The organism is Streptomyces sp. NPDC031132, assembly GCF_055570595.1.
Window position 1 is genome coordinate 19,320 of sequence record NZ_JBVIGX010000044.1, and the last position, 16,552, is coordinate 35,871.

14 protein-coding genes, 1 tRNA gene and 1 pseudogene are annotated in these 16,552 nt (G+C 71.0%); 5 read left to right on the forward strand and 11 right to left on the reverse strand.

Going from position 1 to position 16,552, the window contains the following annotated elements; translation table 11 throughout:
- Window position 1: 1 nt before the first annotated feature.
- Window positions 2-379 carry a VOC family protein gene (locus ACZ49B_RS35125; RefSeq protein WP_030297042.1) on the forward strand — a complete coding sequence of 126 codons (378 nt, stop codon included), beginning with the start codon at window positions 2-4 and terminating at the stop codon, window positions 377-379.
- A gap of 92 nt (window positions 380-471) precedes the next feature.
- On the opposite strand, the gene ACZ49B_RS35130 is transcribed toward ACZ49B_RS35125, so the two are convergent.
- Window positions 472-1,146: a TetR/AcrR family transcriptional regulator gene (locus tag ACZ49B_RS35130; RefSeq protein ID WP_030297040.1), complete on the reverse strand. Its 675-nt coding sequence runs from the start codon at window positions 1,144-1,146 to the stop codon at window positions 472-474.
- Entirely contained in the window at window positions 1,143-2,129 is a 987-nt protein-coding gene (locus tag ACZ49B_RS35135; protein ID WP_468314224.1) for an acyl-CoA desaturase, read from the reverse strand. The genes ACZ49B_RS35130 and ACZ49B_RS35135 overlap by 4 nt, the downstream gene beginning before the upstream one ends.
- A 397-nt stretch (window positions 2,130-2,526) precedes the next feature.
- Here ACZ49B_RS35135 and ppc point away from each other — a divergent pair, with 397 nt between their 5' ends.
- Window positions 2,527-5,292: a phosphoenolpyruvate carboxylase gene (gene ppc / locus ACZ49B_RS35140; RefSeq protein ID WP_468314227.1), complete on the forward strand. Its 2,766-nt coding sequence runs from the start codon at window positions 2,527-2,529 to the stop codon at window positions 5,290-5,292.
- A gap of 85 nt (window positions 5,293-5,377) precedes the next feature.
- On the opposite strand, the gene ACZ49B_RS35145 is transcribed toward ppc, so the two are convergent.
- The 7 genes from ACZ49B_RS35145 to ACZ49B_RS35175 all read right to left on the reverse strand — a co-directional run bounded on the left by ACZ49B_RS35145 (window position 5,378) and on the right by ACZ49B_RS35175 (window position 11,435).
- On the reverse strand, window positions 5,378-6,133 hold the full coding sequence (locus tag ACZ49B_RS35145) for an LPXTG cell wall anchor domain-containing protein (protein ID WP_468314229.1): 756 nt from the start codon (window positions 6,131-6,133) through the stop codon (window positions 5,378-5,380).
- 190 nt (window positions 6,134-6,323) lie between these two features.
- Window positions 6,324-6,914 carry an aminoacyl-tRNA hydrolase gene (gene pth, locus ACZ49B_RS35150; protein ID WP_266666353.1) on the reverse strand — a complete coding sequence of 197 codons (591 nt, stop codon included), beginning with the start codon at window positions 6,912-6,914 and terminating at the stop codon, window positions 6,324-6,326.
- A 90-nt stretch (window positions 6,915-7,004) separates the two neighbouring features.
- A complete protein-coding gene (locus ACZ49B_RS35155; protein WP_468314232.1) occupies window positions 7,005-7,592 on the reverse strand; it encodes a 50S ribosomal protein L25/general stress protein Ctc in 588 nt (195 codons plus the stop codon).
- 176 nt (window positions 7,593-7,768) lie between these two features.
- On the reverse strand, window positions 7,769-8,746 hold the full coding sequence (locus ACZ49B_RS35160) for a ribose-phosphate diphosphokinase (protein ID WP_030156542.1): 978 nt from the start codon (window positions 8,744-8,746) through the stop codon (window positions 7,769-7,771).
- 145 nt (window positions 8,747-8,891) lie between these two features.
- Window positions 8,892-10,340 (reverse strand): bifunctional UDP-N-acetylglucosamine diphosphorylase/glucosamine-1-phosphate N-acetyltransferase GlmU, encoded by a 1,449-nt coding sequence (gene glmU / locus ACZ49B_RS35165; protein WP_468314234.1) that lies wholly within the window; start codon window positions 10,338-10,340, stop codon window positions 8,892-8,894.
- Between the two features lie 110 nt (window positions 10,341-10,450).
- Window positions 10,451-10,522, reverse strand: a tRNA-Gln gene (locus ACZ49B_RS35170).
- A 10-nt stretch (window positions 10,523-10,532) separates the two neighbouring features.
- Window positions 10,533-11,435, reverse strand: coding sequence for a hypothetical protein (locus tag ACZ49B_RS35175; protein WP_468314236.1), 903 nt, complete (start codon window positions 11,433-11,435; stop codon window positions 10,533-10,535).
- 131 nt (window positions 11,436-11,566) lie between these two features.
- Between ACZ49B_RS35175 and ACZ49B_RS35180 the strand changes: the two genes are divergently transcribed.
- Complete coding sequence (locus tag ACZ49B_RS35180) at window positions 11,567-12,841, forward strand: sensor histidine kinase (RefSeq protein WP_468314238.1); 1,275 nt, start codon at window positions 11,567-11,569, stop codon at window positions 12,839-12,841.
- A 133-nt stretch (window positions 12,842-12,974) separates the two neighbouring features.
- Here ACZ49B_RS35180 and ACZ49B_RS35185 read toward each other — a convergent pair whose 3' ends face one another.
- Together ACZ49B_RS35185 and ACZ49B_RS35190 are read right to left on the reverse strand one after the other, a co-directional pair.
- Entirely contained in the window at window positions 12,975-13,487 is a 513-nt protein-coding gene (locus ACZ49B_RS35185; protein WP_468314241.1) for an SUKH-3 domain-containing protein, read from the reverse strand.
- An 11-nt stretch (window positions 13,488-13,498) separates the two neighbouring features.
- Window positions 13,499-14,071 (reverse strand): YwqJ-related putative deaminase, encoded by a 573-nt coding sequence (locus ACZ49B_RS35190; protein ID WP_468314243.1) that lies wholly within the window; start codon window positions 14,069-14,071, stop codon window positions 13,499-13,501.
- A 230-nt stretch (window positions 14,072-14,301) separates the two neighbouring features.
- Here ACZ49B_RS35190 and ACZ49B_RS35195 point away from each other — a divergent pair, with 230 nt between their 5' ends.
- Both ACZ49B_RS35195 and ACZ49B_RS35200 read left to right on the forward strand, forming a co-directional pair.
- Entirely contained in the window at window positions 14,302-15,315 is a 1,014-nt protein-coding gene (locus ACZ49B_RS35195) for an SMI1/KNR4 family protein (RefSeq protein WP_468314246.1), read from the forward strand.
- 7 nt (window positions 15,316-15,322) lie between these two features.
- Window positions 15,323-16,552: pseudogene (locus tag ACZ49B_RS35200) on the forward strand (SUKH-4 family immunity protein); the annotation flags it as partial.

A 16,552-nucleotide genomic window follows, 5' to 3' on the forward strand; every position in this document is an offset into this window, starting at 1 on the left:
CGTGCTGACCGCAGTCGACCACGTCCAACTCGCCGCGCCACCCGGCTCGGAGGACCGGCTCCGCGCCTACTACACCCACGTCCTCGGCATGACCGAGGTCCCCAAACCGCCCGTCCTCGCCGCCCGCGGCGGCTGCTGGTTCGCCGCCGGGCCGGTGCAGCTGCACCTGGGCGTCGAGGAGGACTTCCGGCCCGCCCGCAAGGCACACCCGGGGCTGCGGGTGACCGGGATCGAGGCGTACGCCGCCCGACTGGAGGAACGGGGCGCCGAGGTCGTGTGGGACGACAACCTGCCGGGATACCGCCGCTTCTACTCCGAGGACCCCGTCGGCAACCGCATCGAGTTCTTGGAAGAGCACGGCCTGGAGCCGCCGGCCTGACCTCCACCGGGCCTGTGCAACGCGACGGCGCCCCGCCACCGGATCTCCGGTGACGGGGCGCCGTCGCGTCGTACACACCGTCGCCGCGGGGCTCAGCTCTTGCGGTGGCCCACCAGTCGCGGCTTCGACTCCAGCCCGTCCAGCCCGTGCCAGGCCAGGTTGACCAGGTGCGCCGCGACCTCCGCCTTCTTCGGCCGGCGCACGTCCAGCCACCACTGCCCGGTCAGCGCGACCATCCCGACCAGCGCCTGCGCATACAGCGGGGCCAGCTTCGGGTCGAACCCGCGCGCCTTGAACTCCAGCCCCAGGATGTCCTCGACCTGCGTGGCGATGTCGCTGATCAGCGAGGCGAACGTACCCGTCGACTGGGCGACCGGGGAGTCCCGGACGAGGATCCGGAAGCCGTCCGTGTACGACTCGATGTAGTCCAGCAGCGCGAACGCGGCCTGCTCCAGCAGCTCCCGCGGATGCCCGGCCGTCAGCGCGCCCGTCACCCCGTCCAGCAGCTGGCGCATCTCCCGGTCCACGACGACCGCGTACAGGCCCTCCTTGCCCCCGAAGTGCTCGTACACCACCGGTTTGGACACCCCGGCCTTGGCCGCGATCTCCTCCACCGACGTGCCCTCGAAGCCCTTCTCGGCGAACAAGGCGCGGCCGATGTCCAGCAGTTGCTGACGCCGTTCGGCGCCCGTCATCCGGACCCGGCGGCCGCGCCGGGGCTTGTCGCTGCTGGAACTGCTGCCGTCGATCGCCACGTCCCCCATCATGCCGCGTTCGACGCGTTTTCCCTGCGCCGGGCATCGATGCGGTCCCTGGACGGCCAGCGCACGTCCGTCGCCCAGCCCGCCAGCTCGAACCAGCGGATCAGCCGGGCACTGGAGTCGACCTGACCGCGCAGCACGCCGTGCCGGGCCGACGTCGGGTCCGCGTGGTGCAGGTTGTGCCAGGACTCCCCGCACGAGAGCACCGCCAGCCACCACACGTTGCCGGAGCGGTCCCGCGACTTGAACGGGCGCTTGCCCACCGCGTGGCAGATCGAATTGATCGACCACGTCACGTGGTGCAGCAGCGCCACGCGCACGAGCGAGCCCCAGAAGAACGCCGTGAACGCGCCCCACCACGACATCGTCACCAGGCCGCCGACCAGCGGCGGGATCGCCAGCGAGACGATCGTCCACAGGACGAAGTCACGCGAGATCCGCCGGATCGCCGGGTCCTTGACCAGGTCCGGGGCGTACTTCTGCTGGTTGGTCTGCTCCTCGTCGAACAGCCACCCGATGTGCGCCCACCACAGCCCCTTCATCAGCGCCGGGACGCTCTCCCCGAACCGCCACGGCGAATGCGGGTCGCCGTCGTGGTCGGAGAACTTGTGGTGCTTGCGGTGGTCGGCCACCCAGCGCACCAGCGGCCCCTCCACCGCCATCGACCCCATCACGGCCAACGCGATCCGCAGCGGCCGCTTCGCCTTGAAGGAACCGTGCGTGAAGTACCGGTGGAAGCCGATGGTGATCCCGTGGCAGGCCAGGAAGTACATGAACACCATCAGGCCGAGATCCAGCCAGCTCACCCCCCAGCCCCAGGCCAGCGGAACGGCCGCCAGCAGCGCCAGGAAGGGAACGACGATGAACAGCAGCAGTGCGATCTGCTCGACAGACCGCTTGCTCTCGCCTCCGAGGGTCGCGGAGGTCGCGGGGGAATCGGAATCGGAGGTCGCCGAGGCGTCCTCGATCAGCTCGGGACTGGTGGTCATGAGGGTCCCCTGGGGGGTGAGGAATCGGCAGTCGCCCCTGGCGTCTGCCCTGGCTACGGACGCGTAACCTACGGCAACGTAAGTATGGCAAAGCCACAGCCCTGGGCAAGAGGAGCACGGCCGGGCCCGGGGCGCTCGAAACAGCGCCCGCCGCAGGCCGCGCGCCGCCTGGTGGGACGCCGCCTGATGAGACGCCGAGCGGGACGCGAGCGAACGACACCTATCCTGGTGTCGTCGGACAGCGCGGTCCGCACGGGCAGCCGAGCTGCGCATCAGGTGGGGGACACCCCCGGGCCCCTCCCAGCCGTGGCTGGGCGAGGAAATCCGGGACGCACACCCCAGCGCACCCCGGAGCCCACCTCCCAGTAGCGCTCGAACACTGCAAGGAGCCGCACCTGTGAGCAGTGCTGACCAGGCCTCCTCCACTCCGGCCAAGACCCGGGCCACCGCCGTCGCCGCCAATGCAGAGCTGCGGGCGGACATCCGCCGCCTCGGCGACCTCCTCGGCGAGACCCTCGTCCGCCAGGAAGGCCAAGACCTCCTCGACCTCGTCGAACGCGTGCGCGCCCTGACGCGCACCGACGGCGAAGCCGCCGCCGCACTGCTCGGCGACACCGACCTGGAGACCGCCGCCAAGCTCGTACGGGCCTTCTCCACCTACTTCCACCTGGCCAACGTCACCGAACAGGTGCACCGCGGCAAGGAACTGCGCGCCCACCGGGCCGCCGAAGGCGGGCTGCTCGCCCGCACCGCGGACATGCTCAAGGACGCCGACCCCGAACACCTGCGCGAAACGGTCCGGAACCTCAACGTCCGACCCGTCTTCACCGCACACCCCACCGAGGCAGCCCGCCGCAGCGTCCTCAACAAGCTGCGCCGCATCGCCGCCCTCCTCGAAGAGCCCGTCGCCGGCGCCGGCGAACGCCGCCGCCACGACCTGCGCCTCGCCGAGAACATCGACCTCGTCTGGCAGACCGACGAGCTCCGCGTCGTGCGCCCCGAACCCGCCGACGAGGCCCGCAACGCCATCTACTACCTCGACGAGCTGCACGCCGGCGCCGTCGGCGACGTACTCGAAGACCTCGCCGCCGAGCTCCAGCGCGTCGGCGTCGAGATCCCCGCCGGCACCCGCCCCCTCACCTTCGGCACCTGGATCGGCGGCGACCGCGACGGCAACCCCAACGTCACCCCCGACGTCACCCGCGACGTACTGATCCTCCAGCACGAACACGGCATCACCGACGCCCTCGAACTCGTCGACTACCTGCGCGGACTGCTGTCGAACTCCATCCGCTACACCGGCGCCACCGAGGAACTCCTCTCCTCCCTCCAGGCCGACCTCGAACGCCTCCCCGAGATCAGCCCGCGCTACAAGCGGCTGAACGCCGAGGAGCCGTACCGCCTCAAGGCCACCTGCATCCGCCAGAAGCTCGTCAACACCCGCGAGCGCCTCGCCAAGGGCACCGCCCACGAGGAAGGCCGCGACTACCTCGGCACCGCCGAGCTCCTCACCGACCTCACCCTCATCCAGACCTCCCTGCGCGAACACCGCGGCGCCCTCTTCGCCGACGGCCGCATGGACCGCACCATCCGCACGCTGGCCGCCTTCGGCCTCCAGCTCGCCACCATGGACGTCCGCGAACACGCCGACGCCCACCACCACGCCCTCGGCCAGCTCTTCGACCGCCTCGGCGAGGAATCCTGGCGCTACGCCGACATGCCCCGCGACTACCGGCAGAAGCTCCTCGCCAAGGAGCTGCGCTCCCGCCGCCCCCTCGCGCCCACCCCGGCACCGCTCGACGCCGCCGGCCACAAGACCCTCGGCGTCTTCTTCGCGATCAAGGACGCCTTCGAGAAGTTCGGCCCCGAGGTCATCGAGTCCTACATCATCTCGATGTGCCAGGGCGCCGACGACGTCTTCGCCGCCGCCGTCCTCGCCCGCGAGGCCGGCCTCGTCGACCTCCACGCCGGCTGGGCCAAGATCGGCATCGTCCCGCTCCTCGAGACCACCGACGAGCTCAAGGCCGCCGACGTCATCCTCGACGCCATGCTCGCCGACCCCTCCTACCGGCGCCTCGTCTCCCTGCGCGGCGACGTCCAGGAGGTCATGCTCGGCTACTCCGACTCCAGCAAGTTCGGCGGCATCACCACCAGCCAGTGGGAGATCCACCGCGCCCAGCGCCGCCTGCGCGACGTCGCCCACCGCTACGGGGTGCGCCTGCGCCTCTTCCACGGCCGCGGCGGCACCGTCGGCCGCGGCGGCGGCCCCTCCCACGACGCGATCCTCGCCCAGCCCTGGGGCACCCTCGAAGGCGAGATCAAGGTCACCGAGCAGGGCGAGGTCATCTCCGACAAGTACCTCGTACCGTCCCTCGCGCGCGAGAACCTCGAGCTGACCGTCGCGGCCACCCTGCAGGCCTCCGCCCTGCACACCGCCCCCCGCCAGTCCGAGGACGACCTCGCCCGCTGGGACGCGGCCATGGACACCGTCTCCGACGCCGCGCACACCGCGTACCGCGAGCTCGTCGAGGACCCGGACCTGCCGTCGTACTTCTTCGCCGCCACCCCCGTCGACCAGCTCGCCGACCTCCACCTCGGCTCCCGGCCCTCCCGCCGCCCCGACTCCGGCGCCGGCCTCGACGGCCTGCGCGCCATCCCGTGGGTCTTCGGCTGGACCCAGTCCCGCCAGATCGTCCCCGGCTGGTACGGCGTCGGCTCCGGCCTCAAGGCCCTGCGCGAGGCAGGCGGCGAAGCCGCCCTCGCCGAGATGGGCGAGCGCTGGCACTTCTTCCGCAACTTCCTCTCCAACGTCGAGATGACGCTGGCCAAGACGGACCTGCGGATCGCCCGCCACTACGTCGACACCCTCGTCCCCGACGAGCTCAAGCACGTCTTCGCCCGCATCGAAGCCGAACACGAGCTCACCGTCCGCGAGGTCCTGCGCATCACCGGCGGCCAGAAGCTCCTGGACTCCAACCCGGTGCTCCAGCAGACCTTCGCCGTCCGCGACGCCTACCTGGACCCGATCTCCTACCTCCAGGTCTCCCTGCTGGCCCGCCAGCGCGCCGCCGCCGCCCGCGGCGAGGACCCGGACCCGCTGCTGGCCCGAGCCCTGCTCCTCACCGTCAACGGCGTGGCGGCAGGCCTGCGCAACACCGGCTGAGCCCCGACGCACGAACGGGAAGGGGGTCCCCCGCGCCGGCATGGGCGCGGGGGACCCCCTTCCCGTTCTTGCAGTGCCACCGGGCTCAGCCCTCGGCGCCGGCCCTACGGCGGCGGACCACCAGGTAGGCACCGGCCGCGACCAGCGCACCCGCGAGCGAGGCGAGCAGGCCGACCGGAGTGTCGGAACCCGTCTTCGCCAGATCACCGCCGGTGGTGCCGCCGGAGGCCGAAGCCGACCCGGACGGGGCCGGGGAGGAAACCGAACCGGAGGGCGAGACGCTCGCCGAGGACGACGGGCTCACGCTCGTGCCCGCACTCGTCGAAGTCGACGGCGAGGCCGACGTGCCGGTGCCCGGCGACGCCGAGCCCGACGCAGAGGTGCTCGGCGCGGTGGACACCGAGACGGAGGGGGACGGTGGGGTGGAGGCGGCCGGGCACGTGTGCGACAGGTTGAACCACTCCAGCCCCCCGCCCTCGACCTCGGCAGAAGCGGCCGTCAACTTGGCACCGGGCGCGGAGGCCACGTACGCGTGCTTGTCCGTCGGCGGCCCGAAGACGGTCACGACCTGCTGCCCGCCGGGCTCGAACGTGACCGTCAGCTTCACGAACGTCGAGGAGTTGCCCGGCAGCACGAAGTGCCAACCGTCCTTGGTGGCGGGAACGTCCGCGCAGGCCTTCTCGTTGCTCACGCCCTGCGAAGTGGCGGTCAGCGGAAGCGCCTGATGCAGCGGGAGCGTGTACGTGTCGTCCGCGACGGCGGGAGCGGCGCCGACCGCGACGAGCAGCGACGCTGCCACGGGGAGCGTCGCCGCAGCCCAACGAATTCTGGAAATGGGCATGGTGGTACCTCTGGGGGAGAGGGGGGACATGTGCCGTGCGGGGGGCGGCGGCTCAGCATGCGGAGGCCCACACTCCGGGGTCAAGAGGTATGCGTCAGCATTCGTGCACAGTTACCACGGCACGCACCGAAAGTCCGAGACAACGATTCTCCCCACGGCGGCGCCTCCGACGGACGCCGCCACCCCCGGCTCAGGAGTTGTACGCCGACTGGGCCCGCTCCAAGCCCTCCGCGATCAGGCACTCCACGGAGTCCGCCGCCCGGTCCACGAACCAGTCCAACTCCTTGCGCTCCGTCGACGAGAAGTCCTTCAGCACGAAGTCCGCCACCTGCATACGGCCCGGCGGACGGCCGATACCGCACCGCACCCGGTGGTACTCCGCACCCATCGACTTCGTCATCGACTTCAAACCGTTGTGCCCGTTGTCCCCGCCGCCCAGCTTCAACCGCAGCGTCGGATAGTCGATGTCCAGCTCGTCGTGGACCGCCACGATCCGGTCCACCGGAACCTTGTAGAAATCGCGCAGCGCCGTCACCGGGCCGCCCGACAGATTCATGAACGACATGGGCTTCGCCAGCACCACCCGCCGGTTCGCCGGCCCCGGAGGACCCATCCGGCCCTCCACCACCTGCGCCCGCGCCTTGTGCGCCTTGAACTTCCCGCGCATCCGCTCCGCCAGCAGATCCACCACCATGAACCCGATGTTGTGGCGGTTGCCCGCATACTCCGCCCCGGGGTTACCGAGGCCGACGATCAGCCACGGCGCCGCATCGTCCGACATCCATGCTCCTTAACGAGGACGACCGCCGTCCCGCTCCCAGTGGAGCCGGACGGCGGTCGTTCAGCAAGTGCTGAGGGGGGAAAGCGAGGCTCAGGCCTCTTCGCCCTCGGTGGCGCCCTCGGCGGCCGGCTCCTCGGCCTGCGGGGCGACGACCTGCAGAACGGCGGTGTCGCCGTCGACGGCCAGCGTGGTGCCGGCCGGCAGGACCAGGTCCTTGGCGTGGATGGAGGCACCGGCCTCGAGGCCCGCGATGGAGACGGTGACCTCGGTCGGGATGTGGGTGGCCTCGGCCTCGACCGTGATGGTGTTGAGGAGGGTCTCCAGCATGTTGTTGCCGGCGGCCAGGTCACCCTCGGTGACGACGGCGACCTCGACGGTGACCTTCTCGCCCTTCTTGACGATCAGGAAGTCGACGTGGGAGATCGAACGCTTCAGGGGGTGCTTCTGCACGGCCTTCGGGATGACCAGCTCGGTGCCGGCGCCCGCGATGTCCAGGGAGATCAGGACGTTCGGGGTACGCAGCGCCAGCGCCAGGCCGTGGCCCTCGACGTTGACGTGCTTCGGGTCGTTGCCGTGGCCGTAGATGACACCGGGAACCATGGCGTCGCGACGGGCCTGGCGGGCAGAGCCCTTGCCGAAGGTGGTGCGGAGCTCGGCGGAAAGCTTGACCTCGGACATGCTCACTCCTCGTGGGGTGACGGAAAAGGACAACGGTCACCCGGCCTGAACGGCCTGCTACGAAGAGCGCGTCGATAACGGAGCGCCGACACCAAAAGGTGCGGCCTCCCTCGCCGAGCAACTCGTAGAGTCTACCCGGCGCGGAGGCCGCACCCAAAAGGATCTTTTACCGGCTGCTACTGCTGCTCTTCGAACAGGCTCGTGACCGAACCGTCCTCGAAGACCTCGCGCACCGCACGCGCGACCATCGGCGCGATCGACAGGACCGTGATCTTGTCGAGCTCCAGGTCGGACGGGTCCGGGAGGGTGTTCGTGAAGATGAACTCACTGACCTTCGAGTTCTTCAGACGGTCCGCCGCCGGCCCCGACAGGATGCCGTGCGTCGCCGTCACGATCACGTCCTCCGCACCGTGCGCGAACAGCGCATCGGCAGCGGCGCAGATGGTGCCACCCGTGTCGATCATGTCGTCGACCAGGACGCAGACACGGCCCCGGACCTCACCGACGACCTCATGGACCGTCACCTGGTTCGCGACGTCCTTGTCACGGCGCTTGTGCACGATCGCCAGCGGCGCGTCCAGACGGTCGCACCAGCGGTCGGCGACGCGCACGCGGCCGGCGTCCGGCGAGACGATCGTCAGCTTGCTGCGGTCCACCTTCGCGCCCACGTAGTCCGCGAGGACCGGCAGCGCCGAAAGGTGGTCCACCGGACCGTCGAAGAAGCCCTGGATCTGGTCCGTGTGCAGGTCGACCGTCAGGATGCGGTCCGCACCCGCGGTCTTCAGCAGATCGGCGACCAGACGCGCCGAGATCGGCTCACGGCCCTTGTGCTTCTTGTCCTGGCGGGCGTACCCGTAGGACGGGATGATCACCGTGATGGAGCGAGCCGACGCGCGCTTCAGCGCATCGATCATGATCAGCTGCTCCATGATCCACTTGTTGATCGGAGCCGTGTGGCTCTGGATCAGGAAGCAGTCCGCGCCACGAGCCGACTCCTGGAAACGAACGTAGATCTCACCGTTCGCGAAGTCGAAAGCCTTGGTCGGCACGAGGGCAACGCCCAGCTGATGCGCAACCTCCTCGGCCAGCTCGGGGTGGGCGCGGCCGGAGAAGAGCATCAGCTTCTTCTCGCCGGTCGTCTTGATCCCGGTCACAGCACAGTCTCCTCAGACGTGTTGAAAGCTGCTCGCCCCCGTGTGCGTCCGTCCCGCACACGGTGAGCCAGCCGAATTGCGTGCACGTATCACGGTACGCCGTCCCGGGCGTACCTGTTTCCGGTCAGTTCACCTCAACGAGGCCTCAACGGGGGTCGGAGTCCTCCTGGACCGCCGACTGGGCCGCCGTCGCGGCAGCACTTCCCGGACGCTTACGGGCCACCCAGCCCTCGATATTCCGCTGCTGGCCGCGAGCCACCGCCAGCGCACCCGGCGGCACGTCCTTCGTGATCACCGAACCGGCAGCCGTGTACGCGCCGTCCCCGATCGTGATGGGCGCCACAAACATGTTGTCCGAGCCCGTCTTGCAATGTGAGCCGACCGTCGTGTGGTGCTTGTGCTCACCGTCGTAATTCACGAACACGCTCGCCGCGCCGATGTTCGTGTACTCGCCGATCGTCGCGTCACCCACGTACGACAGGTGCGGCACCTTCGTGCCCTCACCGATCGTCGCGTTCTTCATCTCCACGTACGTACCGGCCTTCGCCTTCAGGCCCAGGTTCGTCCCCGGACGCAGGTACGCGTACGGGCCGACCGACGCCGACTCGCCGATGACCGCCGTGTCCGCCACCGTGTTGTCCACCCGCGCCCGCGGACCCACCTGCGTGTCCTTGAGCCGCGTGTTCGGACCGACCTCGGCCTCCTCCGCGACGTGCGTCGCCCCGAGCAGCTGCGTACCCGGGTGGATCAGCGCGTCCTGCCCGAACGTCACCGTCACGTCCACGAACGTGCTCGCAGGGTCGACGACCGTCACGCCCGCGAGCATCGCCCGCTCGAGGAGACGGGCGTTCAGCAGCGCGCGGGCCTCCGCCAGCTGCACGCGGTTGTTGATCCCCAGGATCTGGCGGTGGTCTGCCCCGACCGCCGCACCCACACGGTGACCCGCCTCGCGCAGGATGCCGAGCACGTCGGTGAGGTACTCCTCGCCCTGGCTGTTGTCCGTACGCACCTTGCCGAGCGCGTCCGCGAGCAGGGCGCCGTCGAAGGCGAAGACCCCGGAGTTGATCTCCCGGATCGCGCGCTGCGCGTCGGTGGCGTCCTTGTGTTCGACGATGGCGGTGACGGCGCCGGTCGCCTCGTCGCGGACGATGCGGCCGTAGCCGGTGGAGTCCGGGACCTCGGCGGTGAGCACGGTGACGGCGTTGCCGTCGGCCTCGTGCGTCTGCGTGAGCTGCTTGAGCGTCTCGCCGGTCAGCAGGGGGGTGTCGCCGCAGACGACGACCACCGTGCCGGCCGGCCGGCCGCCGAGCTCCTCGAGGGCCATGCGGACGGCGTGCCCGGTGCCGTTCTGCTCGTACTGGACGGCGGTGCGGACGCCGGCGTCGATCTCGGCGAGGTGCGCGGCGACCTGTTCGCGGGCGTGGCCGACGACGACCACGAGGTGCGCGGGGTCCAGCTCGCGCGAGGCGGCGACGACGTGGCCCACGAGCGAGCGCCCGCAGATCTCGTGCAGAACCTTGGGAGTGGCCGACTTCATGCGGGTGCCTTCACCCGCTGCGAGTACGACGACGGCTGCCGGGCGGTTGGCGCTCACGGGTGTGCCCTTCGGCTTCGGGTGGTGGACCCGTGAAGGATACCGGGGCGTTACACCCCGAGAACGAGACCGGGTCCCGACCGACCGGTCAGGACCCGAACCAAGAGAAGCTCCCCCGCCAGGACTCGAACCCGGACATAAGGCACCAAAAGCCTCAGTGCTGCCAATTACACCACAGGGGACCATTTTCGACTAAACCGGACATTGCGTCTTGGTGGTCGAGTCGACGGCACCTACTATGCCGCACCACCACCCCTCGATGCGACGGTAAAGATCCGCGCCTTGCAGCACGCGCACGGACAGGCAGCCGTGATAGTCGGCGCCGGTGTTCTTGCGGTTGGTTTGCGGTCGATGCCTCTTGAGCGACGTCTTCCCGAAGTGGGTGTCGCCGAGACCGACTACGTCCGCCCAGTACGCTTCGGCGGCCCGCACGTCGGCGGACTCGTGGATCTGGATGAAGAAGCGCAGCCGATCGTCGGTGACACCGAGAAGCCGTAGCCATGTGAGGAACAGCCGGATCATGTTCGGATCGCTGTTCGCGAAGTTGATGTACGGCTGTGGTCTGGCCTTCGCGCCTTCAGCCCAATAGAGCGCTGTGCCGATGAGGAAGAGCTCCCTCTCCGTGATCGTCCCGATCTCGTCCATGGCCGTTCGGTGCGTAGTGGCGTACTCGCCGAGTCGGCGCTCGTGCGCCTCCCGCCTCCCTTCTTGCGCCCGACGCATGTCCGTGCCGACCGACCGAGTCTTCCGCTCCGGCTTGGGGAGGTCGCGGACCCAGAGGGAGATCGAGCTTTTCGAGCAGCCCAGCTCTACCTGGATCTGGTCGTAGGTCATGCCCTGCAGGCGGAGTTCGCGGGCGCGGTCGCGGAGCTCGTCCTTCGCGTTGGGGCGCCTGGTCCATTCCGGTGCCGGCTCGCCCTCCAGGAGGCGGTTCAGGATGTCGTTGTTGTGGACGTGCAGGCGGTCGCGGATCTGACGGCGGCTGAGGCCTTCGCGGCGGAGGGCGACGGCCTGCTCGCGGAGGGCTTCGAAGGTTGCGGCGCCGCTCCGGAGGCCGCCTGTGCCGTCGCCGGGGCGACGTCGGATTTCGGTCATGTCGCCAATGTCGTCCGGAATGTGGGATTCAGGTCCCGCTCAGCGGACGATTCAGTCGTATGTGCGATTACCTCGGGTTTCGCGGAATTCCGTTCGCGTCTGTGCTGGGGGCGCTGCGTACGCTGGACGGCATGACCTTTACGGGGGAAGAGCAGGGCGGGGCCGGGCGCGACGGGCCGTTGTGGTGGGAGCGGCGGCGTGGGGCCGTGCTCGATGTGGGACTGGCGGCGGTGTCCGCCGTCGAGTGCGCCGTCGAGGGGGTGCCCTTCGCGCGCGAGGCCGGGGTGCCGGTGGCGGTCGGGGTGCTGTTCGGGCTGCTGGTGGGGTCCACGCTCGTGCTGCGGCGGCGCTGGCCGATCGCCGTGGTGCTGGTCGGGATCGCCGTGTCGCCGGCCGCGATGGGGTTCCTGCTCGGGGTGGTGGGGCTGTACACGCTGGCCGCCTGCGAGGTGCCGCGGCGGATCACCGCGACGCTGACGTCGATGTCGTTGGTCGCGACCTTCGTGGTGATGTACGTGCGGACCAGCGGGGACCAGGGGGCCTCGCAGTCGCTCGTCATCGTGTTGTCGGTGTTCGTGGCGGTGGCGCTGACCGTGCCGCCGGTGCTGCTGGGCCTGTACATAGGGGCGCGGCGGCGGCTGATGGAGAGCCTGCACGAGCGGGCGGACTCGCTGGAGCGGGAGCTGTCGCTGCTCGCGGACCGGGCGGAGGAGCGGGCCGAGTGGGCCCGTACGGAGGAGCGGACGCGGATCGCGCGGGAGATGCACGACGTGGTGGCGCACCGGGTGTCGCTGATGGTGGTGCATGCGGCGGCGCTGGAGGCGGTGGCGGCCAAGGATCCGGCGCGGGCGGTGAAGAACGCGGCGCTGGTGGGTGACATGGGGCGGCAGGCGTTGACCGAGCTGCGGGAGATGTTGGGCGTGCTGCGGGCGGCCGAGTCGCCGAAGCGGGCTGCTGCGGTGGTCCCGGTGGCTGCGCTCGTGGGGAGTTTCGAGGACGGGCCCGGGCCGTCGCTGGGTGAGCTGGAGGCGCTGGTGGGGCAGTCGCGGGCGGCCGGGATGGTCGTGGAGCTGGATGTCCGGGGTGCGGGGGCGGGGTATGCGGCGGAGGTGGAGCAGACGGCGTACCGGGTGGTGCAGGAGGCGCTGACCAACTGCCACAAGCATGCGCCGGGCGCGAAGGTCGTGGTGCGGCTGGCTCATCGGGACGGTGAGGTGGCCATGCAGGTGGAGAACGGGCCGTGCGGGGCGGATGTGGTCCAGCCGGGGCTGCCGAGCGGCGGGAACGGGCTGGTCGGGATGCGGGAGCGGGTGCTCGGGCTGGGCGGGGTGTTCGTGTCCGGCCCGACGGACGAGGGCGGCTTCAAGGTCTCGGCGGTCCTGCCGCGCGGGCCCCGGCAGGCGTAAGGCCGCCCGGCTCGGCCCGGCTCGCTCGGCTCGGCCCGGGCCGTCCGTCCGGGCCGCGGCCCGGACGCCCGTCGTGGCCGCTGTGTCCTGGCCGGGGCGCAGCGGCTGCTCGGGGCTGTCGGTCGGGCGGGGGTCAGGGGGCCGTTGTGAGGCGCGTGGGTTGCAGGCCGGTCAGGAGGAGGGTGAGGGCTTCGTCCACGGCGCCGCCGAGGTACCAGTCGCCGGTGTGGTCGATGCCGTAGACGCGGCCTTCGCGGTCGATGGCGAGGTGGGAGCCGGCGTCGGCGTCGACGCCGAGGGGGCAGAGCTCGGTGGACAGGGCGCGGCCGAGGTCGGCGAAGGTGCGTGCGAGGTGGAGTCCGGTGAGGGGGTCCAGGCGCACGGGGACGGGCGCTATCTGGCGGCCCGGGCCGGGGGCGGTGACGCGGAGCCCGCCGAATTCGGCCCAGGCCTCGACGGCGGCGGGGAAGACGGTGTGCCGGTGTCCGGCGGGGGTGGTGTGGTCCCGGAGGGCGTCGGCCCAGAACTCGGCCTGCTTGATGTCCCAGCGGCCGGGCTCCCAGCCGGCGGTGCGCAGGGCGGTGTCCACGGCGGCGGGGAAGCGGGTGGCCGAGGAGCGGTCGTAGGAGGCGGAGGAGGTGGTCATGGTGGTGGAGGTCAGGCCTTCTCTGAGGCGGGGGTGAGGTCGACGGCGCGTACGCCGAAGTGGGCGAGGAGGGCTTCGCAGGAGCGGCAGGGGGGTGCGTAACTGCCGTGGAGCGGGTCGCCGTCTTCGCGGATGTGGCGGGCGGTGATCTTGGCGTGTTTGAGGGAGCGGCGGGCTTCGTTCGCGGTGAGGGGTTTGCGGGAGGCGCGGCGGCTGCGGGCGCCTTCGGTGGCGGTGAGGTGGCGGGAGAGCAGGATCGCTTCGGGGCAGCGGCCGGTGAAGCGTTCCCGCTGGCCGCTGGTGAGGGTGTCGAGGAAGTCCTGTACGAGGGGGTGGAGTGCGGGTGGCTGGTCGGCTTTGCCGGCGGTGCCGGTGAGGGTTTCGCCGCGTACGGAGAGGGCTGCGGCGACGGTGGGGAGGATGCCGTCGCGGCGGAAGCGCAGGACGGGGGCGGTGGGCCGGCCGTCGGTGCTGCTCCAGCGCAGGCGTGGGTCTCCGGCCGGTTGGCCGGCTGTCTGTCCGCCTTGGCCGTCCGCTCCTGAGGCGCCGTCGGCCGTGTCTGTGCGTGTGGCGGTGTTCTGCATGGTCGCGTCTTCCCTCCCGTGGCGGCGGTGGTGGCCGCTGTCGCGCACGCCCCCGTGCTGAGGGGACAGCCTGTCAAATGTCCCCTGTCGTGTGGAAGCGGGGTCGAATATTCGTATCAATTCGGATGTTCCTGGCCCTGGTGCGGGTGCGGGGGTCATGGGCGGGTGACGCTCTTGCCGGAGCACATAGGCTGTGGTGAACCAGCCAGATCCAGCAGGGGGCTACCGCCATGACGACAGGTCGGCTCGGGCAGCAGGCCGCGCCACCCAACGCCGCTTATTCGGGGCAGGTCGTGCATTTCCCGGACCCGGTCCGGGCCGCTCGGCATCCCCACGGTGTGCGGATGGACGGGGACGGGCATCCCGACCTTTCCCCGTACGCGCGTGCGGCGGTGGAGATCGCCGAGCCGCCGGAGGGCTTCGGCGTGGACGAGTTGCGGCTGACGGACTGCGTGTCCGCGAACGCGGCGATGCACGCGGCCGGCCATGCGCTGTGGGACACCGTCGGACCGGTGGCGACCCCGCACGGTTGGACCTGGCACCACGTGGCGAAGACGCGGCGGATGGAGCTGGTCCCGGTCGAGGTGAAGGCGCTGCTGCGGCATCACGCGGGGCTGGCGACGGCGCCGGTGGACCACGAGAAGCGGGGGACGCGGCCGTTGCAGGAGGTGCGTCCGGTGCACCTGGGGCTGCCGAAGTCGGTGGTGTCGGTGTCCGAGGAGGCGGTGCAGGGGGTCGAGGAGGACCTCGGCTACCGGCTGCCGGAGGCGTACCGCGCGTTCCTGAAGGCTGCGGGAGGCTGTGCGCCGGTGGGTGCGGGGCTCGACGTGGAGCTCGGTCTGCTGGTGGACCAGCCCTTCTTCACGGTGCGTGAGGAGGCGGCGGTCAACGACCTCGTGTATGTCAACAAGTGTCTGCGGGACCACCTGACGAAGGACTACCTGTGCGTGGGCTTCGTCCAGGGGGGTCTGCTCGCGGTGAAGGTGAAGGGCGAGGCGATCGGCTCGGTGTGGTTCTCCCCGTACGACGACGCCCGCGACCGGGACGGCTGGTCGGTGCAGGAGCGCGTGGGGCGGTTGTTGCTGCCGTGCGGTGCCGATTTCGATGCCTTCCTCGAGCGGTTGGCGGGGAACCCGCCGGAGTTGGAGACGGTGGCCGGTCTGATGGTGGACGGCGGATTCGCACGCTCGGTTCCCGTGTCGGGGCCGGTTGCGGGGCCGGGTGCGGCACCGGTGGAGGGGTGACGGCGCGATGGTGACGTTTGCGCAGGCGCAGGAGCGCGCCGAGGAGTGGATCAACGGGGACGTGCCCGCGTACCAGCACCGTGAGGTACGCGTACGGGAGTTCGGGCTCGGGTTCGTGGTGTGGGCGGAGGACCGTGCGGCCGGTCCGGTGTCCGGTGGTGGCCGGCAGAGGCTGGTCATCGCGCGGGACAGCGGTGAGGTGACGCTGTGGCCCGGGCTGCCGGTGGGTGAGGTGATCCGCCGGTACGAGGAGGAGTACGGGGCTGCGGCGGCGCCGGTGGCGGAGGCTTCGGTGCCGTCGCCGCGGATCGACTCGGAGCAGACCTCGTTCATGCTGAGTCCGCCGGAGTGGCTGCAGGAGGCGGCGGACCGGGCGGGGATTCCGGCGGCTCCGGCTCCGGCGGCGGCTGAGCCTGACCCGGCTCCGACTCCGGCGGCTGCGGTTCCGGCTGCGCCGGAACCCGTTCGGGCGTCCGCGCCCGAGCCGGTGGAGGCGGTGCCGCTGCGCCGCGAGGTGCCGTACGAGCCGACGGCCAACGACGGGGTGCCCGTCGGGGCCACGCCGTGGGCCGGGACCGATGTGAACCCCGGTGCGGACGACGTGTCCGTACCGCTGCCCGCGACGGTGTTCGCGCCGCCGCTGTCGGGGTCGGACCTGGAGGACATGGCGCCGCCGTCCGGCGGGGCCTCGGAGGCCAAGACCGCGCTGATCCCGGGGGGCAGCCGGCTCCCGAAGACGGCGATCGCTCCGGCCCTGCACCTCGGGGCCGAAGCGGGCCCGGATTCGGGGTCCATCGCCGATGCGCCGACGAGCAAGGCCCAGGTCTCCCGGCCGGGCGCGCAGCCGCCGGCGCCGCCCGGTCCGCCGGGGGCTCCCGGTGCGCCCGGTGCTCCCGGTGCGCCTGGCGGCGGGCTGGACCATGCCGCGACGATGCTGGCGGGTCCGGCCGTGACGGGTCAGCCTGCGCCCCCCGGTGCTCCGGGTGTTCCCGGTGCGGGGCAGCCGCCGGCGCCTCCTGGTCCGCCCGGTGCTCCGGGTTCGCTGGGGCGTGGGCTGGATCATGCCGCGACGATGCTGGCGGGTCCCGCCGTGACGGGTCAGCCTGCGCCTCCCGGTCCGCCCGGTCCGCCCGGTGCTCCGGGTGCGGGGCAGCCGCCGGCGCCTCCTGGTCCGCCCGGTGCTCCGGGTTCGCTGGGGCGTGGGCTGGATCATGCCGCGACGATGCTGGCGGGTCCC

Coding starts and splice junctions, on each gene's coding strand:
- ACZ49B_RS35180 (WP_468314238.1), top strand. CDS start 11,567: ATGACCTTTACGGGGGAAGAGCAGGGCGGGGCCGGGCGCGACGGGCCG.
- ACZ49B_RS35175 (WP_468314236.1), bottom strand. CDS start 11,435: ATGACCGAAATCCGACGTCGCCCCGGCGACGGCACAGGCGGCCTCCGG.
- ACZ49B_RS35155 (WP_468314232.1), bottom strand. CDS start 7,592: ATGTCCGAGGTCAAGCTTTCCGCCGAGCTCCGCACCACCTTCGGCAAG.
- ACZ49B_RS35190 (WP_468314243.1), bottom strand. CDS start 14,071: ATGCAGAACACCGCCACACGCACAGACACGGCCGACGGCGCCTCAGGA.
- ACZ49B_RS35195 (WP_468314246.1), top strand. CDS start 14,302: ATGACGACAGGTCGGCTCGGGCAGCAGGCCGCGCCACCCAACGCCGCT.
- ACZ49B_RS35130 (WP_030297040.1), bottom strand. CDS start 1,146: ATGATGGGGGACGTGGCGATCGACGGCAGCAGTTCCAGCAGCGACAAG.
- ACZ49B_RS35145 (WP_468314229.1), bottom strand. CDS start 6,133: ATGCCCATTTCCAGAATTCGTTGGGCTGCGGCGACGCTCCCCGTGGCA.
- ACZ49B_RS35135 (WP_468314224.1), bottom strand. CDS start 2,129: ATGACCACCAGTCCCGAGCTGATCGAGGACGCCTCGGCGACCTCCGAT.
- ACZ49B_RS35185 (WP_468314241.1), bottom strand. CDS start 13,487: ATGACCACCTCCTCCGCCTCCTACGACCGCTCCTCGGCCACCCGCTTC.
- pth (WP_266666353.1), bottom strand. CDS start 6,914: ATGTCGGACGATGCGGCGCCGTGGCTGATCGTCGGCCTCGGTAACCCC.